Origin of the sequence: Pseudomonas sp. (assembly GCF_030684895.1) — a bacterium.
Lineage (GTDB): Bacteria > Pseudomonadota > Gammaproteobacteria > Pseudomonadales > Pseudomonadaceae > Aquipseudomonas.
The window spans coordinates 170,074-194,578 of record NZ_JAUXXP010000059.1 but is presented as its reverse complement, the minus strand read 5'-3'; the positions used below and the strand labels follow the sequence as shown (position 1 = coordinate 194,578).

The window sequence follows — 24,505 nt, the reverse complement described above, 5'->3', positions numbered from 1 at the left end:
GCTCAACATCTGGTGCCAGCAGGATGACCGCTGGCTGGATATTGCCCAGGTCTGGGACCCGTGCAATCCGCCATTCGACATTGCGGAGCTGGAAGGCCGGGTCTGCTACGGCGGCCTGGACCTTTCAACCGAGACCGACCTGACAGCCTTCGTGCTGGTGTTCGAGCCGATCCCGGAAGATCCGCATGTTTACGTGGTGCCGTTCTTCTTCGTGCCTGCGGACAACATCGAGCACCGCGCCCAGATCGACCGGGTGGCGTATCCCAAGTGGGTGGCTGATGGGTTTATCGAGGCCACGCCCGGCAACGTAGTGGACTACGAGCGGGTGCGCGCGGTGATCAATGAGTGCTCAGAGCGTTTTGAAATCAAGGAAGTTGGCTATGACCCATGGAACGCCTCGCACCTGGTCACGCAACTGACCAGCGACGGCATTGCCATGGTCAAGCTCGGTCAGCACCTGGGCAACCTGAGCGCCCCCACCAAACGCCTGGAAGGCCTGCTGCTCAGCAAAGTGCTGCGCCACAACGGCCACCCGGTGCTGCGTTGGAACGCCGAGAACGTAACGCTACTGCGCGACAGCAACGGCAACTACCGCCCACACAAGGGCAAAAGCCGTGAGCGAATCGACGGCGTTGCAGCCCTGCTCAATGCACTGAACCGCTACATGGGCGCGACCACTGAAGAGCCGGAAGGCGTCAACGCGGCCTACGCCAAAGGAGGCATTAGAACAACATGAAGTGGCTCAGCAAGCTCAACCCGCTGCGCCGCAAAAGTGCCGAAGCGATGACCTCCCGCGATCTGCTGGAAATGATCGCCGCTGGTGCTGTTGCGGTATCCGGCGTGCAAGTCAATAGCGAGTCGGCGCTGCGTCACGCGCCCTTCTTTGCTGGCCTCAAAGTGTTGGCCGAGGACGCTGGGAAGCTGCCCATTAAACTGTACAAGGAGCGCCCTGATAGGGGGCGTGACGTGGCTAAAGATCACAAGGTGCACCGGCTGATCAGCCGTCGCCCGAATGACTTTATGACCGCCTCTGAGTTCTGGGAGATGTGCGTCGCGCACGTGGTTCTGCGAGGGAATTTCTACGCCTTCAAGGTCATGCTTGGCAGTGAGGTGGAGGAGCTGCTACCGCTCAACCCTGGCTCGGTTAAACCCAAGCTGCGGGACGATTGGTCGCTCTGGTATGACGTGACGTTCGCCAACGGTAAGCGTGATGTGCTGCCAGCCAGTCAAATCTTCCACGTACGTGGTCTATCGCTCGATGGTGTGCGTGGGTTGAGCGCTCTTGAATACGCCCGCGAAACGCTGGGGCTAGGCATCGCTGCCGAGCGCCATGGCGCCAAGCTGTTCGTGAATGGTGCCAACCCAGGGGGCGCGCTGGAGACTGAACAGACTCTGACAGATGAGGTGTTCGAGCGGGTTAAAACCAGCTGGAACGAAAAGCATACCGGCCTCGAAAACTCGCACAAGGTAGCCATCCTCGAAGGCGGGCTCAAGTGGGCTTCGGTGACGATGACCAACACCGATGCCCAGTGGTTGGAAAACCGCAAGCATACGGACAGCCAGATCTGCGGCTTGCTCCGTGTGCCACCACACAAGATCGCCATTCTCGACCGCTCCACCAATAACAACATCGAGCACCAGTCCCTGGACTACGTGAACGATGGGCTTATGCCGCATCTGAACCGAATCGAAAACCGCATCCGCATCAGCCTGCTCAATGAGCGGGATGAAGAGGATCACTTCGCCAAGTTCAACGTGGCGGCGCTGCTGCGAGGCGATATGAAGGCCCGCAGCCAGTTCTACAAAGACATGGTTTTCATCGGCGCCTACAGCCCCAACGACGTGCTGGAGCTGGAGGATCGCAACCCGCGTGAAGGGGGCGATATCTACCTCACGCCCTCGAACATGAATATCAACGGAAGGCCCGCCAATGAGAATTAAGAACGCGCTTGCGAACAAGCATCTGGCTGCGGCCTTCAGGGTGAAGTCCATTGGTGACGATGGCACGTTCTCTGGCTATGGCTCTGTCTTTGATGTGGTCGACAGCTACTCGGATGTGGTGCATCGCGGTGCCTTTGCAGCCTCGCTCAAGGAGTGGGCAAAGAAGGGCGGCTTCCCGGCCATGCTCTGGCAGCACAAGTTCGATGAGCCGCTTGGCCCGTACACCCGGATGGAAGAGGACGAGCACGGCCTCTACCTGGAAGGGCGGCTGTTGATTGACGATGACCCGCTTGCTAGGCGTGCACATGCACACCTCAAGGCAGGCAGCCTCACCGGGCTATCAATCGGTTACAGCATCCCGCCAGGTGGTGGGCGGTGGGACTCGGATGCGGGCATCTACCACCTGACTCAAGTGGACCTTTGGGAAGTGTCCCTGGTGACATTCCCCGCCAATGACGCGGCCCGTGTGGAGACCGTTAAGAACGCCCTGCAAGGGCCGCGTCAATTCGAGAAGTTCCTGCGTGACGCCGGGCTCTCTCGAACCGAAGCCAAGGCCGTTATGGCTGAAGGCTACAAAGGCATCTCTCAGCGTGACGCTGGCATGGGTGGCCTGCTCGATGAAATTTCTCAACTGACTGCACAACTGCGAGGCTAACACCCATGCAACAGAATCCTATGGCCGCTGCGGTGGCATCTACTATCCCGAGTCTGCGCGGCATGCATCGCCGCAATGACAACCCAGGCACCGAAGCCGAGCTGCGTACTGCGCTGAAGAGCCTGGGCGAAGCCTTCAATGAATTCAAAAAGACCAACGATGAGCGCATTGAAAAGCTCAGCAAAGGTCAGCCCGATCCGCTGCTTGAAGGCAAGCTGGGCGCCATCGAAAAGAAGATGAGCGAGCTGGAAGGCTTCAAGAAAACTGCTGAAGAGGCGCTGAAGAAAAAGGCGCGCCCTGGCCTCTCTGGTGGTGGCGACGATGAGACCGTCACCGAGCACAAGACGGCGTTCGACGGCTATCTGCGCAAAGGTCGCGAGGATGGCCTGCGTGAGCTGGAGCAGAAAGCGCTCAACCTGGGCACGGGTGAAGACGGCGGTTTCGGTGTACCTGAAGAGCTGGACCGCAACATCATCCAGCTCGAACGCGACCTGAGCGTGATGCGTACCCTGGCCAACGTGATTCAGGTTGGCTCTGAAGAGTACAAGCGCCTGGTCAACGTCGGTGGCGCTGCCTCCGGTTGGGTTGGCGAAACTGACGAACGCACTGAAACGGGTACGCCTAAGCTGGTACAGATCGCCCCGTTCTTTGGTGAGATCTACGCCAACCCGGCAATCACCCAAAAAGCGCTCGACGATATTTTCTTTGACGTAGAGGGCTGGCTGGCCCAGGAAGTGAGCTGGGAGTTCGACGAGGAGGAAGGGGATTCCTTCGTAATTGGCAACGGCAACAACAAACCGAAAGGCTACCTGGCCTATCCGAACTCTGCAGTCACTGATAAGGCAGGCACTCGCCCGTTCGGCACCTTGCAGTTTGTGACCTCGGGCGCGGCTGCCGCGTTGAATAACCCTGATCGTCTGATTGACCTGGTGCACAGCCTCAAGCGTGGCTACCGCAAAAACGCCGTGTGGGTTGGTAATGGCCTGACCTTGGCTGCCCTGCGCAAGCTCAAGGATAGCGAGGGTAACTACCTGTGGCGTCCGGGCCTTGAGGCCGGCGCGCCGGGCATCCTGCTGGGCTATCGCTACGAAGAAGACGAAGCGATGCCGGATATCGCTGCCGACTCTATCCCGCTGTCGTTCGGTGACTTCAAGCGCGGCTACACCATCGCCGATGTGCGTGGCACCCGGGTGTTGCGTGACCCGTTCACCAACAAACCTTTCGTGCACTTCTACACCACCAAGCGTGTCGGTGGCGGGGTGATGGATAGCAAGGCCATCAAGCTGCTCAAGATCGCCGCCTAAGCGGTGTAACTCACCACAGAGGCCCGCCGCGCGCGGGCCTCTGCCGTTATGGGGTGCGAACCATGCCTGTAATCAAATTGACTGACCTGTTCAAGTTCTCACCGGACGGGATCAAGGTTATTGAATATCCGCCCGGCGAGCATGATCTCGATGGGCGCGCGCTGGAAGTGGCGGTGTCGCTCGATATTGTCGAGGGTGATGTGCCACCTCCTACTGATCCTTTGAAAATGAACGTCAAGGATCTCAAAGCTTGGCTCACGGCCAAAGGTATTGCCTTCGATGAATCGGCAACGAAGCCCACCTTATTGGCATTGGTGCCGAAATGATCGACATGGCGGTGGTGAAGGCGCACCTGCGGGTGCGGCACGATCAGGAGGACGCCTACATCCAGGCGCTGGTTGATGCCGCCGCCCAGTCGTTCAACGATCAAACCAATCGCACGCTGATCGCACCTGGTGTTGTCCTGCCAGATCCGCTGGGCAATGCCCTGCATCCGACCAAGGCAATCCAGCAGGGCATGCTTTTGCTAGTCGGCCACTGGTATGTGAATCGGGAGGATGTCGTGATCGGCACAATCGCAACCAATCTACCCCAGGCCACCAAGTTCCTCTGGCAGCCATACCGCTGGGTGAATGTCGGATGAGGGCCGGTCAGTTGGATACCCCGGCCGATCTGTTGGTGATGGATGCCTGCCTGCAGCCCACTGTGCTGGGTTGGCTATGGGTTGGCATTCGCTCCAAGGAGTCCGCCGACCCGCCTGCCGCCAGCGGCTTGCGTGCGCCGGCGAAGGTTACGGTGCGTTCCTGGTGGGATGAGCGTTTGCGTTCGGGTGTGTACCTGCGCGCAGATGGTCGCCTGCTGCTGATCGATGACGTGCGGGACTTCAAAAACCAGCGCGCAGAAGTGGTGATCACCTGTTCTGAGCTGGTCGGCCAGCCGGCTGAGTATCGGCCGCAGGGTGGTGTGCCAGTGGCATGCCGCGTGCACCTCACGCACTCGGCGCCGTACCTGGATGATCTTGGCCAGGTCACGGACTACAAGACTAAGGCTGAGGTGGCCGTGATCGAGGTAGGCCGTCCGGAAGAGGGCGACCAACTGTTGATCGCCGGCAACCTCTACAACGTCATCGCCTATGCCCGCGACAGTGATGATGGCGTGGTGCGCGGCCTTTGGCTGGAGCGTGTGCAGTGAATGTCACGATCCAGGTGATGGGGCTCAAGCAGGCGCAGAAGCAGCTTGCCGACCAAGGCAAGAAGGTTGACGGCGTGCTGCGTGGCGCCCTCAACAGCACTGCCACCAAGGGCCGTACCGAGCGCTACGTAAAGCCCATGAGCAAGCTGTTTAAAAGCTCCGTGCTCGGTAGCCGGCTAGGCAACGCGGATGTGCGCGGCAAGTTGACTATCAAGCGCGCTCGGCGTGGCCGCATGAACAGCCGCATCATCCCCAGCAGTTCCGGGGTGCGGGTTGACGATTACCGCCGCTGGATATTCGAGGTGCTGGCCCCAACCAGGGCGCGCCTCTATGTGTATGGGCTGCGTGGTCGCAAGGTTGCCGCCGGTTTCGTAAATCCGGCCAGCTCGCGCCAGGCGCCACTGAGCACGCGCAACAGCAAGACAACCGCCCGTGGCAAAACCTACGCCCGCAAAAAGGCGTTGAGCGCCGCCATCGGCCCATCAACTGCGTATTGGTTCAAGCAACTTACCACCAGCCAAACGCTGCGGTGGACCAGCGACTTCCTGCAGCAGGAGTTCGCCAAACGCATGCAGCTCGAAATCGATAAAGGTGTGCGATGACCAGGGGTACTGATCTTAACGACGACATCAACGCGCGCCTTGAGCTGATATCGCCCTCGCGCGGTTTTTACACCGACCTGAAAGGGGTTTTCGAACTTCGCCCAGCGAAGGATTCGCAGCCAACCCCTTTTGCCTTGCTCGGTTGGGCGGAAGACGCCACAGAGCGGCGCGGGCAGCGTGATGCGCAGCGGGCTAGGAGCTATGTGATCCAGGGCGTTTTCGACAGCAATGCAACCCTGGCCCAGCTGGAGAAGTTTCACTACGACGTGCTGCGCGCGCTTGGCTATGGCGCGGGCGAGTTCGAACGGCCCGTCAGAGGAACAATCGTCAGCGACAGCGCAGAGCTTGAGCCCGCCGCTGATGGCAGCAGCAAAAGCAAAATTACGATAACCCTGGAAGCCCGGTACGCCGAGGCATACGCATAAGCCTGGGCTTGGCCCATAGGAGCAAACATGAGTAACGACATTTACACCCAGCTTAACTATGGCCAGGTCTATATCCGCCTCAAGGGTTCCACCCTGCCGCCGTTCCCTATGGGGCCGATGGCAAACGTGAACTTTGCGCCGGAGCTAGATGAGCTCACCATCAAGGACCCGCGCACGCTCAGCAACACTGAGCTGGATGGCGTCAGCCGTCCATCCGGCGGTACCGTTACCGGTGACCTGTTGGAGCTGCCGCCGGAAACCATGACCGAGCTTCTGGCCGGTACTCGCACCGTTATCCCGACCGGCACCAATACCGATGAAGCGCATTCCGCAGTTTTGGGGCGTACCTCGATGACTGTTCGCCTGCCGCTGGCAATTACCGCAATCACCAACGTCGCCGGCGATGTCACCTACCTGCCAAACGTCGACTACGTGAAGATGCCAGGCGGCGTGCGCTGGCTGGCAGGCGGTGGTCTGGCCACCGAAATTGCCGCTGCCACTGCCGATGCAGACGGCATTAAAAGCGTGCCGGTAAAAGTCACCTACACCTTCCCGAAAGTGGGCCTGGTTCAGGCGTTTACCCGTGGTCGCCAGTTCTATGAGCTGTTCGTCAGCACCGTGAACGAAGCCGGCCAGCTGACTGGTCGCCGAGCAACCTTCCACCGCGTGCGCATGGCGTTGTCCGGTGAACTGCCACTGATCAACCGCGAAGACTTCGCGCAGATTGGTGTGACCTTCACCATCTCGGAAGACCCTGACCGCTTCGGTCTTGGTGAATCTGCGCTGCTTACTGTTGAGGAAGAGGCGGTTTAAGCTAAAGTCCCTCCCACATCAACTGGGAGGGATGCCCTGTGCAGTGTCCGAAGTGCAAGTACGAACCTACGATGGCCGAGATGCAGGCCAGTCCCGGTGACTGCGTCAAGTGCGGTGTTAACTACCAGGGACACGCCCGCCATCTAGAGCAGGTGCGTTTGCAGAATGAACAGGCGAGGGCGTTGCAGGCCTCGCTATCTCCTGTAGTCCGTGAGGTCAGTGCAGCCTACCAAGGCGCGCAGCCTGTGGTTGTTGTGGATGTTCGGATGAGCTTCTGGTCCATGGTTGTATTCATGGTCAAGTGGGTTATTGCATCTATCCCTGCTGGTTTGATTTTGCTTGCTTTGGGTAGCTTCATTTATGGGGTGGTTACCGCTCTGCCTGCATATATGCCGGCCTCTAGTGGCCCGCCGCCACTTGCTCCCGCCGCACAATCAGAGCCTAAACGCATCATTATGCCTGCCAGTATGCGTGGTGAGTTCTACGAGATAGGTTTGGCTCGGTCGGATAACTTTGCGGTGATGGCCGTTAAAACGGTTATGCCTGATGGTGAGGTCGCGTTTTCCAGGGTCTCCTTCAATTGTGCTAACGCGACGGCAGCCATTGTTGCCTTTGCCCGCACCCTTGAAGGCTTAGGCCCAACGTCAGGGCCGGGGAGTTACGAGCAGATCACTGCTGGTACGCCGCGCCAGTACATTGCTAAACATGCCTGCATGCAAATGCCCGTGAGGCATGTGCTACTGCAGTGAAAACAAATTAGTAAATAACCCGCCTCGGCGGGTTTTTTATTGCCCGGAGATTGGCATGAGTGAGTTACAGATTCTCTTCCCTGAGCCAGCGGTGGTGGTGCTTAGCGGTAAGGATGTGAGCATTTACCCAGTGAAGCTGCGGCACTTTGAGCTGTACGGAAAGGTGGCCGGCGCGCTGGTTGAACTGTTCGCCAATGCCAGCGTGCAGCAGATCAACCGCTATGCGGAAAAGAACAGCCGGGATCTCAAGCGGGTGCTGCGGGCCACTACCAGCTTGAGCCGCTGGCAGTTGTGGCGGATGCCATCGAGCGTTGCGGTGCAGGTGATGGCGCAGGTGGTGAAGGCGAATTCTGATTTTTTCGCCGAAGCCCTGCCGGAAGTGGTCAGGGCGCTAGCTGGGCCTCTATCGCCCAGCGTCTGATCGGTGCAGGGCATTCGGGTATTGAGCACTACACGCTGCCACAGATTGAGGCGTACTTGCATGCCATCGACCTGGCTGAGCGTGCGCGCAATCGGACGGCGCTGATCACAGCCCGTGCCGCGCAGGCTGATGTGAAGACCTTCAAAAAGTTGCTAAAGGGGTTTGACTGATGAGTCGTGTGAAAACCCAGCTGATCATTGAAGGCAAGAACAACAGCAAGAAGGCCTTTGATGAGGTCAATGGTCAGATCAATCTGATTGATAAATCTTTAAACCGTGCTGGCAAGAGTCTGGCTGCGGCGTTTTCTGTTTCGGTGCTGACCTCGGCTATTCGTGGCATCGCCAATGCGGCAGACAGCTACAACCTGATGAATGCCCGGCTCAAGCTGGCGACCGACTCACAGCAAGAGTTCAACACTGCGCAGGGCGAGTTGCGTCGGATTGCCGATGCCACGCAAACGCCGCTTTCCTCGCTGGTCACCTTGTATGGACGCATCAGTCGGCCGCTTAAAGAGGCAGGGCGTAGCCAGGCCGATATCCTCAAGGTCACCGAGGCTGTGGCGACTTCCTTTCGGATCTCCGGTGCCAGCGCCCAGGAGGCGGAAAACGGGGTTATTCAGTTCGCCCAGGCACTGGGCGCGGGTGCGTTGCGTGGTGATGAGTTCAACAGCGTTGCCGAGCAGGCTCCACGCTTGATGCAGGCTCTGGCTGCCTCGCTTGGTGTGCCGATTGGTGCGCTGAAGGAGATGGCATCGCAGGGGCTGCTTACGGCGGCGGTGGTGACGGATGCGCTCACTGGCCAGCTGGATGTGCTGCGGCGTGAGGCTGAGTCTCTGCCGCAAACGGTTGGCGGTGCCATGACCGCGCTGGCCGATGACTGGAATGAGGCTATTGGCCAGGCGGATGTACAGCCGTTGATTGATGCGATCAATGAGCTGGGCAAGACCATCACTGACCCGCAAACGCGCGACAGCCTGGTGCTGCTTGCCAGTGCGCTGACCATGGTGGCCGGTGCCGCTATCGAAGCCGGCGCGGGCACTGTGAGCCTGGCGCAGGATCTGGGATATATCGCTGCCCGCATTACCGGCAACGTCACTGAGATCGACCGCGCGGCCAAGGAACTGGCGAAGTTTGAGGCGGCTGCTCAGGGTTTCGGCATGCTCGATCTGTACATGACGGATGAGCAGATCGCCAAAGGCCTGGCTGATTGGCGTGCTTACTATGCGGCGCTGACTGAGGAGCAAAACGGCCTCAATGAAGAAATGAAGTTCCTGAGTGAGGTGGCTGCAGCGGTTGCCGATCAGGCGCGGCAGAATGAAATTGATGCACGAACCAAGTACATCGGTGAGCTGAAAACCCTGCAGGAAAGCCAGATCAAGGCTGCTGAGAACGGTGCAAAGGCGCTGGTGGCGGCTGAGAAAAAGGCCAACTCCGAACTGGCCAAGGTTCGCGATGAGCGCAAGAAGATCGAGGCCCGCTATAAGGAGGCCCAGGCTGGGCTTGGTGGTGAGGGGGTTGCCTCCTACGGTGCGGCTGAAGCGCTGAAGGTTAGCGCCAGGGCCGCGCTTGCATCACAGGATGTTGAGGGTGCGCAGGCCAAGGCCCAGGCTGCATTGAAAATGCTACAGGACCTTGCTGCCGCTGGTGGTAATACCTATGGGCTTAGTGGCTTTATCAGTGAGTTGGAAGCCATTGAGCTGGCTGCAAACGACATCGAGCAGAGCAATGCTCAGGCCAAGATCGAAGAGATCAAGGTCAGCATGGCGAATCTCAAGGCCGAAGCTGAGAGGCTTAAGGATATGCCTGTCAGCGTGAAAACTGATGAAGCAACTATCGAGAGCGTGCGCACCAGTATCCAGGCGCTGATCAATGAGCTTGGCCAGAAAGAGATTGTGTTGCCTGTAAGGGTTGCCAACCCGGATGGCCCGATTGTGCCGGCCCTGCCGGAGTTTCCTGGTTATGCCACCGGCACCAACAACGCCCCACCCGGCATGGCCTGGGTCGGTGAACGCGGCAAGGAGCTAGTGAACTTCGCCGGCGGCGAGCAGGTACTGACTGCAACCGCCTCGCAAAACCTGATGGCGCGAATGGCCGGGCTGAACATCCCCGACTTGAGTGCTGGAATGGTTGACGCGGCGGCAGGTGTAAGCCCTGGGGGCGGCCGGGATTTCATTGGTGATATGAATATTCGCCTGCCTAGCGGTGAGTCCTTGAAGGTGGCGGTGCCAACTGACCAGGGCGAGAACCTACGCCTGCTGCGCTTGAAATTCGGCGGCACTCACAACTAGCCCTACAGCCCGCGCCCTGCGGGCTTTGTTTTTTCTGGAGCCTTGAATGCCTATTCCTACGCTGACCCTCGGCGGGGTTCCGATTCCCGTGCATTCGGGGCCGCCTGAGCTGGCTGGAGAGTCGTTGGGTGGTATTGCCCGGGCGCGTATGAGCCTTGGTGGTTTGGTGCAGATGACGCACTGGAGCGGTAAGGCATCGGGAACCATCAGTGGGCAGGGGTGGATGCCGCCAGGGCTGGACGGCTTGGATTACACCCAGCCCCTTGAGTTTTTGAGCCTGCAGCCAGAAAGCATTACGGGCACCGCGTTGGCGGTTGTGCTTAACAGCACGCCGCGCGGCGACCAGGCGCCTTGGGCGCTCGCTCTTGTGGAAGGTGAATGGCTGCCAACGCCCTGCGTGCTGGATGGTGACTTGGTGACCATCACGGCGGTGACTGACGCCGTGCTCTATACGGTCAGTTGGCTGCCTAAATACATGGTGTTTGCATCACGCCCCAGCAAGAACTTGAGCACGGGCGGTGCTTCTGCCGTGCATGGCTGGTCCATCACCTGGGAGGAAATTTAAATGCTCCTGGGTGGGGATGTTCTGGGCGGCGCGCCGCTTGGCTCGTTGCCGGGTGGCGATTCGGCGGTGGTGGTTGTGGGTGGTTCGCCGGCGATTGTGTGGCGGGCGCGGGCGGTTGTGGCTGGGGTGGACTATTCCGCCAGGCTGACTGGGCAGATCACGGTTGACCAGGAAGAGGGCGCCGCCAGTGTGGCGAGTTTTAGCCTGTTGCTGCCTGCTGGTCTGGTAACGCCCAACGCCTGGCGCAAGCGTGCGGTGGCTTTGGATTACATCGATGCGGCTGGTGAGCAGCGCTTGTTTACTGGGCGGATTATTGAGCCGGCATGGAATCGCACCACGCGCATTATGGCGTGCGCGTGCACCGATGCGCTGCAGAACCGGGTTGAGGATATGCCGATTGAGGCTATCGATTCGTTGGTGGGTGGCTATTGGTCGGAGGATGTTTTCTCTCCAACCGAAGGCCGCAGCCACTTGGACTATGCCAATGAGCGCCTGAGCAGCCGCACGGCATCGCTGGATAGCTCGCCGCTTGGCTCGCTCCGGGTTACCAGCTGGTATGCCAAGGCGCAGGCTGACTTTGAGTTTGGCCCTGGCTCCACCGTGTACGAAACCATCGACGTGCAGTTGAGCGCCAACACCCGCGAAACCAACCAGGTGGAGATTGAGGCGGATTACCGCTTCCCTCGGTTGCGGCAGCTGAACAAGCAATACAGCTGGAACCACTCGCTGATGGGGGGGCTTGGCGGTGAATCCGGCTTTTGCGCCTGGCTGGTTGATAACGCAGATACGCCAAACGTTGAAATGGTGATGGGCGCTGTGAGTGACAGTGGCCAAACCATGCTGAGCGGCCCCGGCTGGGGTTATTTGCCACCGTCCGGAATTTACTGCATTCCGCCGCTGGGTTTCAGCAACCCATACACCGGTAACTTGCTGGCCGTTTCGTTTGCCGCGGCTCGGCGCTGGGCGCAAACCGTTACCGAGCGCTATGCGCTGGTGGTGCGTGCGGATGCGGCCGTTGCAGAGGCAGGTGTGATTGTTGAGCGCGACAGCCTGGCCATAGAGGTTGGTGAGGACGCTGCCAGCACCTGGGAAAGCACGCCCTTTGGCTTAAGCACCACGGCCCCAACACCGGCGAGCAATGGGCTGCGCTACAGCGTGATCGGCCGAGAGGGCGGGCTGACACCTGGCCGCCCAGCGGATGATGGCTTTTATGGCCATACCGACCTGCGCGATGAGCCCCGCCGCCAGCTCGGGTTGCGTACCAAGTTGAACCAGGCTGTTGTGCGGATTATCACCGCGCACCGAGGCGCGCTGCTGAGCTGGGATACGCCCACCAGCTGGGTGCGCGGGATCGATGTGGTGCACACCGCGCTGATCAATGACCAGGGCGTGTATGCCAAGGGCAAGGTCAAGCGCTTGCGCCACCGCCTTGACCTTGCAGGCGGCGAGGCGATGACGGGCGTGACGATTGCGCTGATGCGCGGTGGTGGCGAGGTAAGCGACCCGCTCACGCCGCCTGCCTTTACCACTGAAGAGCAGCCAGAGCCGCCGCCATTCAACCCAATCGATGATGGTTTGCCGACGCAGATTGGCGGGCGCGGTGAGGTTTATGACGATGAGCTGGATGGCTTTAGCGGCACTTGGACCTCAGGCGATGGCATCAGCGAGGGGTTCCCTCGGCGCTTCCAGATTACTGCAGACGAAGTGGCGGCCGAGCAGCGTGACGAGCTGACCATCACCATCGATGGCGACTACCGCTTGGCCATCCCCAATGACCCGCTGGAGTTGTACTGATGAGCACTTTGGAGCAACAGCGTAAGGCGATTAATGAGGGCATGCTCGCCAAACGCGGCACCGGCGCTCAGATGGAGGCGGAGCGCCAAGCCCTTGGCCAGGCCATGGTGGCGCGGCGTACCGGCGCGAGCCAGCTGCAGGACATTAACGACCTGGTGCGGCCAGTACCCCAGCAGCGCACGCTGCGGCGGGTGGAGCCGCGCGGCAGCCTACCGCCGCAGAAGGGGCGCGGGACGTATAGCCCGCCACCGGTGGTGCCAAGCGGCGGCGCTGGTATCGCCAGCCCGTTGGTTGAGCAGGACTATGCCGCGCGCCTGTACTGGGATGAGCGCACCGTAGTGTCGGTAGATGGCCTGCTGAGCTTTCGCATCAAGCCGATCAAAGAGTTCACTCAGCTGGATGCCAATGACCTTGAGGTGAAGCAGCAGTTTGCTGCACCGATTGACCCGGAGCCACCAACGCCATGATTCAGGATCAGTTTCACCCGCTCGACGAAATCGGGGTATGGGGCTGCACCGCTCACGGCCTGGTGCGGTTTGACCTGACCCTGGGTCGGCGACTTTTTATTGATGACGCGCCGTGGCAATACCCCGGCAGTATTTCAAGCACGCCCCGCCCGCTGCAGATTGTGCGTAAGCCGGGTATTGAGCCCGTGCCGTTGGCGCCCGAGCTGCTTGAGGCCGAGCGGGCGCAAGGCAGGGCGTGGCAGAACTACGCGCTGCTGCTGAGCGACTTCTACCTGTTCGGCCAGGCCTTGGGCGGGTGGATCTACTTTGCCAGTGATGGCAAGCGCTGGCTTATTCGCCCAGGCAGTACGCCGAACGCCCAGGGCGGCCAGCCGTACAGCTTGACGCTCAACTGCCGGCCGTTCGGTTACCTCGACGAAGTGGCGGTTGACCCGCCGGTATCGCTGCCGATCACCCTTGCTGACATCGGGCAGGAGGGCACCGGGTTTCGCTTTGTGAACTTTGAGACCATCAACAGCGATGGCTCGCGCGCCATCCTGCGGATTTTCCCAACGGGCGGCGGGCTGCCTACTGGGTTTATGCAGGTGGTGGTCAGTGATGCTGGCGGCGTGCCGACGGCCAGCCTGGAGCTGCTGAAGAGCCAGGCCGATGTGCGTGGTGAGTGGAACACTACACACCCAGGCATCGCCACGCCCTTAGACCTGCTGGCTTACCGCGCTATGTACCCGCGCTCGGCGCTGACCGGTGCTGAGTATCCATTCGGCCCTAACTCGCCCATGTTCCCGGTGGGCGGTGGCACCGTAACCCTGGCGGTTACCGATGTGGATGATGTTGATGCAGCCCGCACCAGTGGCATTAGTGGTGCGGCCACCTATTTGCGTGGCGACGTGCAGATTACTTCTGGCCGCACCGGCCGGGTACTGGCCCTGCAGTTTGATGATGCTGATGTGCTGTGCGAGTTCACCTACGACACGCTTTATGAGTACGACCTGAGCCTGCCGGCCTGGACAACCAGCTACGCTGGCTCGCTCAGCACCTCTGGCGCCTCTACTGAGAGCGCCTGGGTAGGTGTGAATGATCACCCCTGGACTGAGTTGGTAGGCCCGGAAGCTCAGGCGGCGCGCTCAATCAGCGAGAGCATCACCCGCACGCTCAGCATCCTGCGTAACGGGGTTGAGTTGGCCAGCATCGAGAACGTAAAGAGCTACAGCGCCAATCATGAGGCTGAGCTTTCCGCCCCTAGCGGCGACTCCTGGTGTTGGTCGCGGGTTGGCGGCAGTAACGACATCACCGGCGTCGGCCGCATGGCTGCAGATGGTGGGGTGTCGTTGCCGTACCTCATCAACGTGGCTGCATCGGATACCGCTGTTACGGCCACTGCCAACAAGGGCGGGCCATGGCCTGTGTCATGGGCAACCGGCCCAACGGAGTCAGCCAACGGCGGCACCCCGGCTTATGCAGCAGAGATGCCAGTAGGCACCACCCAGCGTGACGCCGACCAGATACAGCTATCGCTGACGCCAATTACCTACTCGGCCGGCATCGGCCCTGGCTACGGCGTGCAGTTCTTCGAACTGGAAACGGTGGCGGGCACTCCGGTTGCGCGCGAGCTTGCGCTGTTATTCCCGCATGCCCAGCTGTTGGCGCGCGGTGTGTTGTCGGCTGGCAGCGCGGCGGCTTACCACCCTGTTACGCATGACCTTGTGACCGACGAAACCGGCGGTATACCAGAAACATTCATCTGAGGTGTGCATGAATTTCATCAACAACTACGCCGTGCAGGTGCAGCTGGCCCTGGGCGATACAATTCTTGCGGTGCCGGGCTTGTCTGACGGCTATTACACGCTATCGCTTAGCGACGCCCGAGGCGCTGCGGCAACCCGCTGGGAACATGTTACCGCTGACGTTGTATCCGGCGTTGCTTACATGTCGCGCGGGCAAGAAGGCACCGCCGATCAAGAGTGGCCGCCCGGTAGCTGGTTGTATTGCAGCCTCACAGCTGGCCTCTTGGGCTACATCGTAAGCGCCCTGGAAGATCTGCAAGCGCGTGTCTATGCGCTGGAGAACCCTGTGGTGCCAGTCGAGGCGCTTACGCTAACCGTCTATGACGGCGGCAGCACCCTGGGCTACTTCGACCTAACGGGCGACGACAACTGGGTCGGCGAGATCGACCCGCCCGACCTGTTCTGGCAGGGCGATGTGCGCCAGGTCGCAAGCGTTACCGTGAACGCGGCAGACCCCGAGGCGCTGATGTTTCAGATCGCCCTCGTTGGTGACGTGAGTGTTGCGCCTGTCAGCATCGCCGTGCAGGGCATCGGGGTGCTGAGCTTTGCTGCAGCTACCCGCACGTTTAGCGAATTCCCATACCCAAGCACGGCCTGGAGCTGGAGCATCGATGCTCACGATTGGTCTGATGGTGTTGCCCGCGTACTGAGCATCGATAACGGCTGACAAGCTGCCTTTCACCCCAGCTTCCCATAAAAATTATTTGGAGTAGCCAGCCATGCAGCCGGCCCGCCTAGACCTGCCTCTCGTTCGTGGTGCTACCAATCGAAAGCCGCTGTGGCTGATGCAGCCGCAGTTCGTTTCACCTTCGCCGGTCATAACCGAGATTCACCGCACCGCGCCGCTGCGCATGTCAGTGCCTGGCCATGGCCTGCCAGGCACCTGGCCGGTGTGGATTCGTGGGGTATCGGGCGGCGGCTCGCTGAACCGCGAGCCGGGCCGCGAAGCCTTTTACATGCCTGATGTGATCGATGCCAACACGCTGGAATTCAACAACCTCGACGGCGTGGACAGCCGCGCTACCGGTGGGCGCATCACCTACCAACTGCCGGTTGACCTGACCGGCTGCAGCGGGCGCTTGCTGCTGTGCGGCCCCGGCCCCCAGCTTGAGCTAACCACAGCCAACGGTGGCCTGGTGGTCGAGGGCCTGGGGCAAATGATGATTGTGCTCACCGTTGAACAGAGCAACAGCATCACCTGGCAGCGCGGCACCTATGACCTGGACTTGACCATGAGCGATGGCGACGTGATTCGCTGGCTCTCCGGTGACGTGACCGTCAGTGGTGGCTGCCATGGGTGATTGCTGCCCTGCGGTAGTCGTGGCCAGCCATCCGTTTGTAGTGGTGGTAGAGCCGCGCCAGGCGCCTGCGGTAGTGGTGGCGGGTGGGCGGCAGGGGCCGGCTGGGCGAGCCGGTGAGCCCGGCCCGGCTGGTGGCTCTGCTTTCCAGCGCACCGCCGGCGAAGCGCTCAGCGCTTTGCGCGCGGTGTACGAGCTGGATGGCCAGGTGCGTTACCTGGACTACCGCGATGAAGACAACATCGACCTTCTGCTCGGCTTGACGCTTACGGCAGCCAACCCGGGTGAGCAAATCAACATTCAGCGCTCTGGCCCTATCGACGATAGCGGATGGAGTTGGACGCCAGGGCCTGTATGGCTTGGCAGCGCCGGCGCATTAACTCAAACCCCGCCGGCTGACGGCTTCGACGTGCTGATCGGCGCGGCGGTATCGGCCACGCGCATCACCCTCAACCTGCAGCAACCCATCGAACTACCGGAGTAAACACCATGGCTCAATCTTTCCTGGCCCGCGTAGGCGGCCGCCTGAAACAAATCGCTGCAATCGTGACCTCGGCCGGCGCCGGCGATGCCGGCAAAGTCGTTGCGCTCGACAGCAGCGGCAAACTGGACGCAAGCCTGCTGCCATCCGGCATCGGTGCAAACCAGGTTATTGCGCCCGCTTTTGAGGCGCTGTCGGCCGGTGATTACGTCAACCTGTTTAGCGACTCCGGCACCCTCAAAGTGCGCAAGGCCGACAACAGCAACGGGCGTCCTGCGCATGGCTACGTTGAGGCCGCTGTTAGTAGTGCAGCGAACGCCACGGTGAAGCGCCTTAACACCGTCAACTCGCATCAGACCGGACTGACCGAGGGCGCCGAATATTGGCTCGGTACAGCAGGTGGCGTGATCTCTACGGCGCTCGATGCGGCTGACGTGGCCAACGCCAATAAGGTTTGCCAGTACCTCGGTATCGCAAAGTCTGCTACCGAGCTGGTTACCGTTAAAGAAGCGCCGGTGGTTCTGTAATGGCCCTGCGCAAACCGCTGGTGCGCATTAGTGGCAAGGTTCGCCAGTTGCCAGCGGCGGATGTACTGGGCCTAGATCTATGGGCTCACATTCCCATAGGTTCACCATTCCCGCTCTGGACGCACCTCACCGGAGTGACGGCGCCGCCCACCGATAACGCCAACTACCGCTACATAAAGCTGACCGCCAGCGACAGCTACAACACAGGGGTCTTATCGAGCGAGTCGTTGAGCGGTTCAGCACCTTTGGTGCAGGCCACTGCTGCGATAAGTGACACAGGCAGCGCGCTTAATGGGCAAACCGTGCGGCTTATCAACACTGAGCGCCGGGCCTTGCGCGCGGGTTCAAGCGGGACTGTTGAGGCTGACGCGTTGCAGAACATCACCGGCTCGTTCTCAGGTTCTGATTTGGTAGCTATCGCACTTAACTCTACAGGCCTTACTGGCGCGTTTGCTGCTGGTGGAAGTCTCAGCAGCCGACCTTCTTTCACAGCAACCGCAGGCGTAGCAGGAACATTTGACGCGTCGCGTGTGGCACGAACTGCAAGTGAAACCCGAGCCAAGAACATCGGCGCTGACTATTACATGAGGATTCGCTGATGCCTTACGCAGCAGAAGAGCGTATCAGTCGCGCCCCGATTGAAGGCGGCATTGAAATCACCGAGCAGCAATATTCCGAGGCGCTAGCTGGCATGCTTGAAGGCCTGGTGGTGAGTATTGAGGGTGGGTTCAGCGTTGGGCCTGCGCCCGATCCGGAGCCGGAAGTAGTGCCAGAGCCAACCCCCGACCAGGTACGCGCCATTCGGCTGACTAGAAATAACGGCAGTTACGATGAGGCCACCAGAGCCATCACCGCCGACTACCCGCAGCTGGAGAAGGACACTTGGCCCACCCAAGACAAAGAGTCAAAAGCCTGGGTTGCCGATCCCGAAAACGCGCTCACGCCCTGGATTGATCGCGCCGCCGCAACGCGCGGGATTGATCGCGTGGAATACCTGCTGCGCACGCTTACCAAGGCGCAGCAGTTCGAGACCGTCAGCTCGTATCTAACCGGCATGCGGCAGAAGTATGAGGACCAGATCAAGGCCGGCGGCAATCCAGAGTTGGATTACACAATCCCGCTCAGCCTGTACGCCGAGATGCAGGCCCAGGCCGTGCTGATCATGAGTACGCCACCCGCACAGCTGCAGGAGCTTTTCTGATGCCGGCACAACTCGCGCTGTACAAAGGCAAAGGCCAGCTCGGCAATGCCGCAATTCGCTGGTGGACGGGCAGCATCTACAGCCACTGCGAGCTGGTAGTGGACGGCTGGTGCTACTCCAGTTCCGTGATGGACAAGGGCGTGCGGAGAAAGCGGGTAGGGCCTGGCTCTGATGAAATCAGCTTGGGTAAAGACCACTGGGACTTGATCGATCTGCCATGGGCAGATGCGGCCGCCATCGTCCGCTACTTCGAAACCACGGACAGCGACGTGTACGGATGGCCATCGCTGATCGCCAGCCAGGTGTTCAACCGCAACCGCCCGACCGAGCATGCTGCGTTCTGCTCCGAGTGGTGCATGCGCGCGTTGGCGTTGCCGAACCCTTCGATCTACAACCCGCAAACGACGGGTACGCATTGTCAGTGGCTGAACGACAGCTGGGCGCTTCGCCTGGCTGCCTAAGGCTCGCGATCAAGCAGCTCACTGCGAAGAACCCTGATGCCAGCAGGCGCACTGATGTCGAGCTTCACATTGGTGCCGGAATCATTGACCTCATGTACCCGGATTGTGAAGCCTTCAGTTAGCTGCTCAATGAGTAGCGCTGGATCAGCGCCAGGCGCGGCGAACAACACGATCTCTTCGTTGAGCTTGCGGGCGAGTATCAGTCCCATCGATAGCATCCTTGCATAGATAAGTGGGTGCGCCTTGCGCGCAATCCACAGCCTAGACCATGCCCGCCGAGTGCGGGCTTTTTGTTGCCTGGAGTAACCCATGACCCTTTCAGAGATACGCCGCTCAGCGATTGAGCCGGCGCTTTTGCTGCTGCCCGCGAAAATGTGCAGCCCCCAGGCTGAGGTGATGCTGCTGGCCATCGGCCTGCATGAGTCGCGCTTTGTTGATCGGCGCCAAATCATCACAGTTATTCGTGAAGGGGTGCGCCTAAACGTGCCAGAAGGCCCTGCGCGCAGCTTTTGGCAGGCTGAACTGGGCGGCGGCATGGTGCACGGCGTGCTGCGCCACCACCTGACCAGTGAACTGGCCGTTGCCGTGTGCGCTGCGCGCGGCGTACAGCCGGTGAATGAGCGCATATATACGGCAATCGAGCACGACGATGTGCTTGCCGCAGCTCTCGCGCGCCTTCTGCTGTGGACAGATCCTGGCAAATTGCCTGGAAAAGGCGCCGTCGACACCGCATGGCAGCTTTACCTGCGCACCTGGCGCCCTGGTGCGCATAGCCGTGGCACTCAAGCGCAGAAGGATGAGCTGCGCGCCAAGTGGGGCCGCAACTACGCAGCTGCAGAGCGGGCGGTTTACCCGTGACTGCCTGGCTGAAGCTTGTCCCGTCCTGGACGTGGCTGGCCATGGCCTGGGCGCTTTCCCTGGCGCTGGTCGGCGGCGCGCAGCAGGTGCGGGTGGCGCTGGCCCAGGTTGAGGCAGCGGTCGCGCTGACCAAGGCGGCCAACTCGGCCACGGCCCTTGCCGACTACAAAACCGAGGTTAGCGAGCGTGACCGCAAGGCAACGCTAGCCGCCCTGCAGGAAACCAAGCGCCGCATGGCGGCCATAGATGAGGTGCAGAAGGATGCCGAACAACAACTGGAAACTGCTCGGGCTGATGCTGCCAATGCTGGCAGTGCTCTTGAGCGGCTCAAGCTGCGCCTCGAAGCAGCTGAGCGCCGCAGCCGTGACGCCGGCAATACCATCACTGCCCAGCTCAGCCAGGCAGCAGAAGCCGATTCCCGAGTGCGTACCGAGCTGCTCGGCCGCCTTGGAGCGCTCGCTCAACTCTATGCTGGAGTCGCCGACGACAGTCGAATAAGAGGGCTGGTGTGCGAAAGATCGTTTGATTCGTTGGGTGGTTGGTGATCGTGCCCAGGACGGGGGGTGGCCGCGAATGGCGCTATTCCAGGCTGGTGACCCATTCAGGAACTTTCAGACGGTCGCCTAAATTTGCGCATACCAGGTGTCGGCCAGCTGCAATGAGGTATGTTTCGCCTTCAGGGCTCAGCTTGTATATCTCGCCATGGCCCCAGTCATCAACAACACAAAAGCCATATGTGTGCGTGACAACATCGAGCTTGTATTTATCAAGCAGATACCCGCCGGTAGCCCAATCGGTTGAATATGGCAGCGGTGGCTTTCCCTCAGCGTTTGTCCCCTCGATCTGACCGACTGCCCAGTCAAGGACTCGTCCCGCCATCACTTCGACATTCACCCACATTGTTAGTCTCCCGCAGTGATCTGGTCGCCCGCTGATTCTATTTTCCAGCGCTATCACCTGATTCGGCAATGGATCGCTTGTACCAATTCCTGTACCACTGATTGCGTAGTAAAGCGGTTTAGAACGTATTTAGGCGCATACGGCCTAGCATTCATGCGCCTTTCAAGCTCAGTGACACGCCTAACTAATCGCAGGATAATGCCGGCTATTTTTCGATGGTTCGCCAATTGGGCGAGCCGGCAAGCAGTGCGGCTAGTTTGATCTTAGCCGCCTGAGCCTGACAACCCTGGAGTGTCTGGTTTGATCGTCTTCCGTTATCTGTCTCGTGAAGTGTTGTTGACCCTGAGTGCCGTAAGCGCGGTGCTGCTGGTCATCATTATGAGTGGCCGCTTTATCCGCTACCTGGCCCAGGCCGCGCAGGGCCTGCTCGACCCCGGGGTGCTGCTGATGATCATGGCGTACCGGATTCCCGGCTTCCTCCAGCTGATTCTGCCGCTTGGGCTGTTCCTCGGCATTCTCCTGGCCTACGGGCGGATGTACCTGGACAGCGAGATGACGGTGCTCTCGGCTACCGGCATGAGCCAGCAGCGCTTGCTTGCCTACAGCCTTGCGCCGGCGACCCTGGTGGCGTTGCTGGCCGGCTGGCTGAGCCTGGGTTTGGCCCCGCAGGGCGTTGAGCATGTGGCGCGGATTCTCAATCAGCAGAGCGCCATGACCGAGCTGGATACCCTGGTGCCTGGGCGTTTTCAATCGATGAAAAATGGCTCGCGGGTGACCTACACCGAGGAGTTGTCCGAAGATCGCGGTTCGCTGGCCGGGGTGTTTATTTCCGAGAAACAGCTGTCCAGCAAAGGCGACAAGGAGCGCGGCATCTCCGTGTTGGTGGCTGAATCCGGTCGCCAGGAGATCCAGGCCGACGGCAGCCGCTACCTGATTCTGGAAAACGGTTACCGCTACGACGGCAATCCGGGTCAGGCCGATTACCGCGCCATCAAATACGACACCTATGGCGTACTGCTGCCCAAACCGGAAGTGGCGGTGGAGGTCACCGACCGCGAGGCAATGCCGACGCGCGAGCTGATTGGTAATGACAAGCCGCGCATGCAGTCCGAATTGCAGTGGCGCTTGTCGATCCCCGTGCTGGTTTTTGTAGTCACCCTGCTGGCGGTGCCGCTGTCGCGGGTCAATCCACGCCAGGGACGCTTTCTCAAGCTGTTGCCGGCTATTTTGCTGTACATGGCTTACCTGGCGCTGCTGATTGGCGCGCGTGGTGCGCTGGATAAAGAGAAGATCCCCACAGCCTTGGGCTTGTGGTGGGTGCATGGGTTGTTCGCATTGATCGGGCTATTGCTGCTTTATTGGGAACCGCTGCGCTTGCGCTGGGCGGCCCGTCGTGTGGCGCTGGAGGTGGCCCGTGGTTAAGTTGGATCGCTATATCGGCGCACAGGTATTTGTCGCCATCCTCGCTGTGCTGGGCATCATTGTTGGTCTGGCGCTGCTGTTTGCCTTTATCGACGAGTTGGGTGATGTCGAGGACAGCTACAGCCTGCTCGATGCCCTCGGCTATGTGCTGCTGACGGCGCCGCGACGCATCTATGAAATGCTGCCGATGGCCGCGCTGATCGGTTGCCTGATCGGCTTGGGCTCGCTGGCCAGTAACAGCGAACTGACCATCATGCGTGCGGCCGGTGTATCGATTGGGCGGATTGTCTGGGCGGTGATGAAACCGATGCTGGTGCTGATGCTGGTCGGTGTGCTGATCGGCGAGTACCTCGCGCCTTATAGCGAAAATCAGGCTCAGGCCAGCCGGGCCATGGCCCAGGGCGGCGGTGAAGCGCAGACGGCAAAGCGCGGCTTGTGGCATCGCCAGGGGCAGGAGTATGTGCACATCAACGCCGTGCAGCCCAATGGTGTGCTGTTTGGGGTGACGCGTTATCGTTTCGATGAGCAGAAACGCATGCAGTCCGCAAGCTTCGCCCGGCGCGCCCAGTACCAGGGCGATCACTGGCTGCTGGAGGATGTTGCGACCACGCATTTCCGTGAGCGCAGCAGTGAAGTTATTGAGCAGGGCAGTGAACGCTGGGATGTCGAGCTGACGCCACAGCTGCTCGGCACCGTGGTGCTGTCGCCGGATGCGCTGTCGATGACCGGGTTGTGGAACTACATCCACTACCTGGCCGAACAGGGCCTCAATAACAGTCAGTACTGGCTGTCGTTCTGGACCAAGGTGCTGCAGCCCTTGGTAACGGCTGCGCTGGTGCTGATGGCGATCTCCTTTATCTTCGGCCCGCTGCGCTCGGTAACTCTGGGGCAGCGGGTATTTACCGGGGTGCTGGTGGGTTTTGTGTTCAAGATCAGCCAGGACTTGCTCGGCCCATCAAGCCTGGTGTTCGGCTTCTCGCCGCTGCTGGCGGTGCTGATTCCAGCCGGTATCTGCGCGCTGGCCGGCGTCTGGTTGCTACGCCGCGCGGGTTGATTCAGGCGTAAAAAAGCCGGCGTGCACACTGGGTGCACGCCGGCTTTCTTGTATCTGGGGTTTTACTTCTTATGAATGTTCTTCGGCAGCTGAATCACTTGGCTGTCCGAATAGATGTCATGCCAGCTGCGCTTTTCTTTATCCCAGAGCATCCAGAGAAAGCCCAGGCCCAGCAGCAGCCAGGAGCCGATGGCGACCAGAAAGCGCAGCAATGCCTGCCATAGGCTGATCGCCGTGCCGTCGGCGTTCTGGATGCGCAGGCCCCACACCTGCATGCCCAGTGTCTGGCCGTTGTGGGTCCAGAATTTGGCGAAAAAACCAAACAGGCTGAGAAACAGCACAGTCGAGAGCAGAGGATCGCCGTCCAGGGCGCCGGCGTCGGACATCTGCTTGAGCTGCGCCTCGCCGTAGAAACCCATCAGGATCAGCTTGTAGATAAAGGTCACGACGATCAGCAGCGCGATGCACAGCAGAAAATCATAAAACATCGCAGCGAGGCGGCGGGTCAGTCCGGCGCTGGGGAATTCACCCTGCGGGCGCAGCAGGTGTTTCGGCATGGTCGGCTCTTTACTCAATCGGCTGGCGGAATGGCGGCAACAATACGGCATTCGTGGGAATGGCCGGCCATAAAAAATGACCGGGAGTCATTTTTAACGTCGCGTAGCGACGGCCCGAAGGGTGGCCGCCATGGATGGCAGGACATAAAAAACCCCTGGTGTTGCCATCAGGGGTTCTTCAGTGCGGCAGGATTACTCCTGAATTTGCACTTCGTCAGCCTGCATGCCTTTCTGGCCTTGCACAGCAATAAAGCTGACTTTCTGGCCTTCTTTCAGGCTCTTGAAACCGTTGCTTTGGATCGCGCGGAAGTGCACGAACAGATCCGGACCGCTTTCAGGCGTGATAAAACCAAAACCTTTTTCATCGTTAAACCACTTGACGGTACCGCTCTGACGATTCGACATGATGTATTTCCTTGAACCTAACGTTGATGACAGCCGCTACTCGACATGAGGGGCTGAATACTGGTTGCAAGGCGGTATGCGACGTCGAGCGGGATGTAGCGGATCTGGATGATCTACTGCACCAGGTCACGATTTTCGGCGACCCATGCAAACACAGTGGGAAAACTTTACGCCAACTCCCCGGCAAATGCCAAGCCCCTGCAGGGCATGCGGTTGCTGGGCTGTAGGCTGGTTTTGTTGTGCTCTGCGGAGTATTAGAACGCGCTCGGGTTACCATCAGCGGATAGCAAAAAGGCGCTTTGCCATTTGGTTGTTCAATATACGGCATTGCCGTACTATTAAC

The 24,505-nt window shown here is 60.1% G+C and carries 32 protein-coding genes; 28 read left to right on the top strand and 4 right to left on the bottom strand.

Annotation, left to right across the window (positions count from 1 at the left end):
• The 24 genes from Q8M42_RS14375 to Q8M42_RS14260 all read left to right on the top strand — a co-directional run.
• A partial coding sequence (locus Q8M42_RS14375) for a terminase TerL endonuclease subunit (RefSeq protein ID WP_305284298.1) occupies window positions 1-736 on the top strand: 736 nt, incomplete at its 5' end.
• Window positions 733-1,941 carry a phage portal protein gene (locus Q8M42_RS14370; RefSeq protein ID WP_305284296.1) on the top strand — a complete coding sequence of 403 codons (1,209 nt, stop codon included), beginning with the start codon at window positions 733-735 and terminating at the stop codon, window positions 1,939-1,941. The genes Q8M42_RS14375 and Q8M42_RS14370, both read left to right, overlap by 4 nt.
• Window positions 1,931-2,596 carry an HK97 family phage prohead protease gene (locus tag Q8M42_RS14365; RefSeq protein ID WP_305284295.1) on the top strand — a complete coding sequence of 222 codons (666 nt, stop codon included), beginning with the start codon at window positions 1,931-1,933 and terminating at the stop codon, window positions 2,594-2,596. Before Q8M42_RS14370 ends, Q8M42_RS14365 begins: the two co-directional genes overlap by 11 nt.
• Window positions 2,597-2,601: 5 nt before the next feature.
• Window positions 2,602-3,900, top strand: a complete 1,299-nt coding sequence (locus tag Q8M42_RS14360) for a phage major capsid protein (protein ID WP_305284294.1) — start codon at window positions 2,602-2,604, stop codon at window positions 3,898-3,900.
• Between the two features lie 62 nt (window positions 3,901-3,962).
• Complete coding sequence (locus Q8M42_RS14355; protein WP_305284292.1) at window positions 3,963-4,226, top strand: hypothetical protein; 264 nt, start codon at window positions 3,963-3,965, stop codon at window positions 4,224-4,226.
• On the top strand, window positions 4,223-4,543 hold the full coding sequence (locus Q8M42_RS14350) for a head-tail connector protein (protein ID WP_305284290.1): 321 nt from the start codon (window positions 4,223-4,225) through the stop codon (window positions 4,541-4,543). Before Q8M42_RS14355 ends, Q8M42_RS14350 begins: the two co-directional genes overlap by 4 nt.
• Complete coding sequence (locus tag Q8M42_RS14345) at window positions 4,540-5,091, top strand: hypothetical protein (RefSeq protein ID WP_305284288.1); 552 nt, start codon at window positions 4,540-4,542, stop codon at window positions 5,089-5,091. The genes Q8M42_RS14350 and Q8M42_RS14345 overlap by 4 nt, the downstream gene beginning before the upstream one ends.
• A complete protein-coding gene (locus Q8M42_RS14340; RefSeq protein WP_305284286.1) occupies window positions 5,088-5,693 on the top strand; it encodes a hypothetical protein in 606 nt (201 codons plus the stop codon). Before Q8M42_RS14345 ends, Q8M42_RS14340 begins: the two co-directional genes overlap by 4 nt.
• On the top strand, window positions 5,690-6,118 hold the full coding sequence (locus tag Q8M42_RS14335) for a hypothetical protein (RefSeq protein ID WP_305284284.1): 429 nt from the start codon (window positions 5,690-5,692) through the stop codon (window positions 6,116-6,118). The genes Q8M42_RS14340 and Q8M42_RS14335 overlap by 4 nt, the downstream gene beginning before the upstream one ends.
• Before the next feature lie 27 nt (window positions 6,119-6,145).
• A complete protein-coding gene (locus tag Q8M42_RS14330) occupies window positions 6,146-6,931 on the top strand; it encodes a hypothetical protein (protein WP_305284282.1) in 786 nt (261 codons plus the stop codon).
• Between the two features lie 71 nt (window positions 6,932-7,002).
• The gene (locus Q8M42_RS14325; RefSeq protein WP_305284280.1) at window positions 7,003-7,680 is read left to right on the top strand and encodes a hypothetical protein; all 678 of its coding nucleotides are present in this window, start codon (window positions 7,003-7,005) and stop codon (window positions 7,678-7,680) included.
• A 55-nt stretch (window positions 7,681-7,735) separates the two neighbouring features.
• Entirely contained in the window at window positions 7,736-8,101 is a 366-nt protein-coding gene (locus Q8M42_RS14320) for a hypothetical protein (RefSeq protein ID WP_305284278.1), read from the top strand.
• A gap of 169 nt (window positions 8,102-8,270) precedes the next feature.
• A complete protein-coding gene (locus Q8M42_RS14315) occupies window positions 8,271-10,388 on the top strand; it encodes a tape measure protein (protein WP_305284276.1) in 2,118 nt (705 codons plus the stop codon).
• Between the two features lie 46 nt (window positions 10,389-10,434).
• Window positions 10,435-10,953 (top strand): hypothetical protein, encoded by a 519-nt coding sequence (locus tag Q8M42_RS14310; RefSeq protein ID WP_305284274.1) that lies wholly within the window; start codon window positions 10,435-10,437, stop codon window positions 10,951-10,953.
• Window positions 10,954-12,747, top strand: a complete 1,794-nt coding sequence (locus Q8M42_RS14305; RefSeq protein ID WP_305284272.1) for a hypothetical protein — start codon at window positions 10,954-10,956, stop codon at window positions 12,745-12,747.
• Window positions 12,747-13,214, top strand: coding sequence for a hypothetical protein (locus Q8M42_RS14300; protein ID WP_305284271.1), 468 nt, complete (start codon window positions 12,747-12,749; stop codon window positions 13,212-13,214). The genes Q8M42_RS14305 and Q8M42_RS14300 overlap by 1 nt, the downstream gene beginning before the upstream one ends.
• Window positions 13,211-14,959 (top strand): hypothetical protein, encoded by a 1,749-nt coding sequence (locus tag Q8M42_RS14295; RefSeq protein WP_305284269.1) that lies wholly within the window; start codon window positions 13,211-13,213, stop codon window positions 14,957-14,959. Before Q8M42_RS14300 ends, Q8M42_RS14295 begins: the two co-directional genes overlap by 4 nt.
• Window positions 14,960-14,966: 7 nt before the next feature.
• Window positions 14,967-15,665 (top strand): hypothetical protein, encoded by a 699-nt coding sequence (locus tag Q8M42_RS14290; protein ID WP_305284267.1) that lies wholly within the window; start codon window positions 14,967-14,969, stop codon window positions 15,663-15,665.
• Window positions 15,666-15,717: 52 nt separating this feature from the next.
• Window positions 15,718-16,299 (top strand): hypothetical protein, encoded by a 582-nt coding sequence (locus tag Q8M42_RS14285; RefSeq protein WP_305284265.1) that lies wholly within the window; start codon window positions 15,718-15,720, stop codon window positions 16,297-16,299.
• Window positions 16,292-16,780: a hypothetical protein gene (locus tag Q8M42_RS14280; RefSeq protein WP_305284263.1), complete on the top strand. Its 489-nt coding sequence runs from the start codon at window positions 16,292-16,294 to the stop codon at window positions 16,778-16,780. The genes Q8M42_RS14285 and Q8M42_RS14280 overlap by 8 nt, the downstream gene beginning before the upstream one ends.
• A 5-nt stretch (window positions 16,781-16,785) precedes the next feature.
• On the top strand, window positions 16,786-17,304 hold the full coding sequence (locus Q8M42_RS14275; RefSeq protein ID WP_305284261.1) for a hypothetical protein: 519 nt from the start codon (window positions 16,786-16,788) through the stop codon (window positions 17,302-17,304).
• Complete coding sequence (locus Q8M42_RS14270) at window positions 17,304-17,903, top strand: hypothetical protein (RefSeq protein WP_305284260.1); 600 nt, start codon at window positions 17,304-17,306, stop codon at window positions 17,901-17,903. Before Q8M42_RS14275 ends, Q8M42_RS14270 begins: the two co-directional genes overlap by 1 nt.
• Entirely contained in the window at window positions 17,903-18,505 is a 603-nt protein-coding gene (locus tag Q8M42_RS14265; RefSeq protein ID WP_305284257.1) for a hypothetical protein, read from the top strand. Before Q8M42_RS14270 ends, Q8M42_RS14265 begins: the two co-directional genes overlap by 1 nt.
• Complete coding sequence (locus Q8M42_RS14260; protein WP_305284255.1) at window positions 18,505-18,966, top strand: hypothetical protein; 462 nt, start codon at window positions 18,505-18,507, stop codon at window positions 18,964-18,966. Before Q8M42_RS14265 ends, Q8M42_RS14260 begins: the two co-directional genes overlap by 1 nt.
• Here Q8M42_RS14260 and Q8M42_RS14255 read toward each other — a convergent pair.
• Window positions 18,963-19,175, bottom strand: coding sequence for a carbon storage regulator (locus Q8M42_RS14255; protein WP_305284253.1), 213 nt, complete (start codon window positions 19,173-19,175; stop codon window positions 18,963-18,965). The two genes, Q8M42_RS14260 and Q8M42_RS14255, sit on opposite strands and share 4 nt — an antisense overlap.
• A gap of 100 nt (window positions 19,176-19,275) precedes the next feature.
• Between Q8M42_RS14255 and Q8M42_RS14250 the strand changes: the two genes are divergently transcribed.
• Window positions 19,276-19,824, top strand: coding sequence for a hypothetical protein (locus tag Q8M42_RS14250; protein WP_305284250.1), 549 nt, complete (start codon window positions 19,276-19,278; stop codon window positions 19,822-19,824).
• Window positions 19,821-20,369: a DUF2514 family protein gene (locus tag Q8M42_RS14245; protein ID WP_305284248.1), complete on the top strand. Its 549-nt coding sequence runs from the start codon at window positions 19,821-19,823 to the stop codon at window positions 20,367-20,369. The genes Q8M42_RS14250 and Q8M42_RS14245 overlap by 4 nt, the downstream gene beginning before the upstream one ends.
• A 34-nt stretch (window positions 20,370-20,403) precedes the next feature.
• Here Q8M42_RS14245 and Q8M42_RS14240 read toward each other — a convergent pair whose 3' ends face one another.
• Complete coding sequence (locus Q8M42_RS14240; protein ID WP_305284246.1) at window positions 20,404-20,724, bottom strand: hypothetical protein; 321 nt, start codon at window positions 20,722-20,724, stop codon at window positions 20,404-20,406.
• Between the two features lie 300 nt (window positions 20,725-21,024).
• Between Q8M42_RS14240 and lptF the strand changes: the two genes are divergently transcribed.
• Both lptF and lptG read left to right on the top strand, forming a co-directional pair.
• Window positions 21,025-22,146 carry an LPS export ABC transporter permease LptF gene (lptF, locus tag Q8M42_RS14235; RefSeq protein WP_304864705.1) on the top strand — a complete coding sequence of 374 codons (1,122 nt, stop codon included), beginning with the start codon at window positions 21,025-21,027 and terminating at the stop codon, window positions 22,144-22,146.
• Complete coding sequence (gene lptG, locus Q8M42_RS14230; RefSeq protein ID WP_304864703.1) at window positions 22,139-23,200, top strand: LPS export ABC transporter permease LptG; 1,062 nt, start codon at window positions 22,139-22,141, stop codon at window positions 23,198-23,200. The genes lptF and lptG overlap by 8 nt, the downstream gene beginning before the upstream one ends.
• Window positions 23,201-23,262: 62 nt before the next feature.
• Here the strand turns inward: lptG and Q8M42_RS14225 are convergent, their stop codons facing one another.
• Both Q8M42_RS14225 and Q8M42_RS14220 read right to left on the bottom strand, forming a co-directional pair.
• Window positions 23,263-23,757 carry an RDD family protein gene (locus Q8M42_RS14225; protein WP_304864701.1) on the bottom strand — a complete coding sequence of 165 codons (495 nt, stop codon included), beginning with the start codon at window positions 23,755-23,757 and terminating at the stop codon, window positions 23,263-23,265.
• Between the two features lie 192 nt (window positions 23,758-23,949).
• Complete coding sequence (locus Q8M42_RS14220) at window positions 23,950-24,162, bottom strand: cold-shock protein (RefSeq protein WP_304864699.1); 213 nt, start codon at window positions 24,160-24,162, stop codon at window positions 23,950-23,952.
• Window positions 24,163-24,505 lie beyond the last annotated feature (343 nt).

What these genes read in the sequence shown, in the direction of transcription:
- Q8M42_RS14370 (WP_305284296.1), top strand. Translation starts at nt 733, where the DNA reads ATGAAGTGGCTCAGCAAGCTCAACCCGCTGCGCCGCAAAAGTGCCGAA.
- Q8M42_RS14365 (WP_305284295.1), top strand. Translation starts at nt 1,931, where the DNA reads ATGAGAATTAAGAACGCGCTTGCGAACAAGCATCTGGCTGCGGCCTTC.
- Q8M42_RS14360 (WP_305284294.1), top strand. Translation starts at nt 2,602, where the DNA reads ATGCAACAGAATCCTATGGCCGCTGCGGTGGCATCTACTATCCCGAGT.
- Q8M42_RS14355 (WP_305284292.1), top strand. Translation starts at nt 3,963, where the DNA reads ATGCCTGTAATCAAATTGACTGACCTGTTCAAGTTCTCACCGGACGGG.
- Q8M42_RS14350 (WP_305284290.1), top strand. Translation starts at nt 4,223, where the DNA reads ATGATCGACATGGCGGTGGTGAAGGCGCACCTGCGGGTGCGGCACGAT.
- Q8M42_RS14345 (WP_305284288.1), top strand. Translation starts at nt 4,540, where the DNA reads ATGAGGGCCGGTCAGTTGGATACCCCGGCCGATCTGTTGGTGATGGAT.
- Q8M42_RS14335 (WP_305284284.1), top strand. Translation starts at nt 5,690, where the DNA reads ATGACCAGGGGTACTGATCTTAACGACGACATCAACGCGCGCCTTGAG.
- Q8M42_RS14330 (WP_305284282.1), top strand. Translation starts at nt 6,146, where the DNA reads ATGAGTAACGACATTTACACCCAGCTTAACTATGGCCAGGTCTATATC.
- Q8M42_RS14325 (WP_305284280.1), top strand. Translation starts at nt 7,003, where the DNA reads ATGGCCGAGATGCAGGCCAGTCCCGGTGACTGCGTCAAGTGCGGTGTT.
- Q8M42_RS14320 (WP_305284278.1), top strand. Translation starts at nt 7,736, where the DNA reads ATGAGTGAGTTACAGATTCTCTTCCCTGAGCCAGCGGTGGTGGTGCTT.
- Q8M42_RS14315 (WP_305284276.1), top strand. Translation starts at nt 8,271, where the DNA reads ATGAGTCGTGTGAAAACCCAGCTGATCATTGAAGGCAAGAACAACAGC.
- Q8M42_RS14310 (WP_305284274.1), top strand. Translation starts at nt 10,435, where the DNA reads ATGCCTATTCCTACGCTGACCCTCGGCGGGGTTCCGATTCCCGTGCAT.
- Q8M42_RS14305 (WP_305284272.1), top strand. Translation starts at nt 10,954, where the DNA reads ATGCTCCTGGGTGGGGATGTTCTGGGCGGCGCGCCGCTTGGCTCGTTG.
- Q8M42_RS14300 (WP_305284271.1), top strand. Translation starts at nt 12,747, where the DNA reads ATGAGCACTTTGGAGCAACAGCGTAAGGCGATTAATGAGGGCATGCTC.
- Q8M42_RS14295 (WP_305284269.1), top strand. Translation starts at nt 13,211, where the DNA reads ATGATTCAGGATCAGTTTCACCCGCTCGACGAAATCGGGGTATGGGGC.
- Q8M42_RS14290 (WP_305284267.1), top strand. Translation starts at nt 14,967, where the DNA reads ATGAATTTCATCAACAACTACGCCGTGCAGGTGCAGCTGGCCCTGGGC.
- Q8M42_RS14285 (WP_305284265.1), top strand. Translation starts at nt 15,718, where the DNA reads ATGCAGCCGGCCCGCCTAGACCTGCCTCTCGTTCGTGGTGCTACCAAT.
- Q8M42_RS14280 (WP_305284263.1), top strand. Translation starts at nt 16,292, where the DNA reads ATGGGTGATTGCTGCCCTGCGGTAGTCGTGGCCAGCCATCCGTTTGTA.
- Q8M42_RS14275 (WP_305284261.1), top strand. Translation starts at nt 16,786, where the DNA reads ATGGCTCAATCTTTCCTGGCCCGCGTAGGCGGCCGCCTGAAACAAATC.
- Q8M42_RS14270 (WP_305284260.1), top strand. Translation starts at nt 17,304, where the DNA reads ATGGCCCTGCGCAAACCGCTGGTGCGCATTAGTGGCAAGGTTCGCCAG.
- Q8M42_RS14265 (WP_305284257.1), top strand. Translation starts at nt 17,903, where the DNA reads ATGCCTTACGCAGCAGAAGAGCGTATCAGTCGCGCCCCGATTGAAGGC.
- Q8M42_RS14260 (WP_305284255.1), top strand. Translation starts at nt 18,505, where the DNA reads ATGCCGGCACAACTCGCGCTGTACAAAGGCAAAGGCCAGCTCGGCAAT.
- Q8M42_RS14255 (WP_305284253.1), bottom strand. Translation starts at nt 19,175, where the DNA reads ATGGGACTGATACTCGCCCGCAAGCTCAACGAAGAGATCGTGTTGTTC.
- Q8M42_RS14250 (WP_305284250.1), top strand. Translation starts at nt 19,276, where the DNA reads ATGACCCTTTCAGAGATACGCCGCTCAGCGATTGAGCCGGCGCTTTTG.
- Q8M42_RS14240 (WP_305284246.1), bottom strand. Translation starts at nt 20,724, where the DNA reads ATGTGGGTGAATGTCGAAGTGATGGCGGGACGAGTCCTTGACTGGGCA.
- Q8M42_RS14225 (WP_304864701.1), bottom strand. Translation starts at nt 23,757, where the DNA reads ATGCCGAAACACCTGCTGCGCCCGCAGGGTGAATTCCCCAGCGCCGGA.
- Q8M42_RS14220 (WP_304864699.1), bottom strand. Translation starts at nt 24,162, where the DNA reads ATGTCGAATCGTCAGAGCGGTACCGTCAAGTGGTTTAACGATGAAAAA.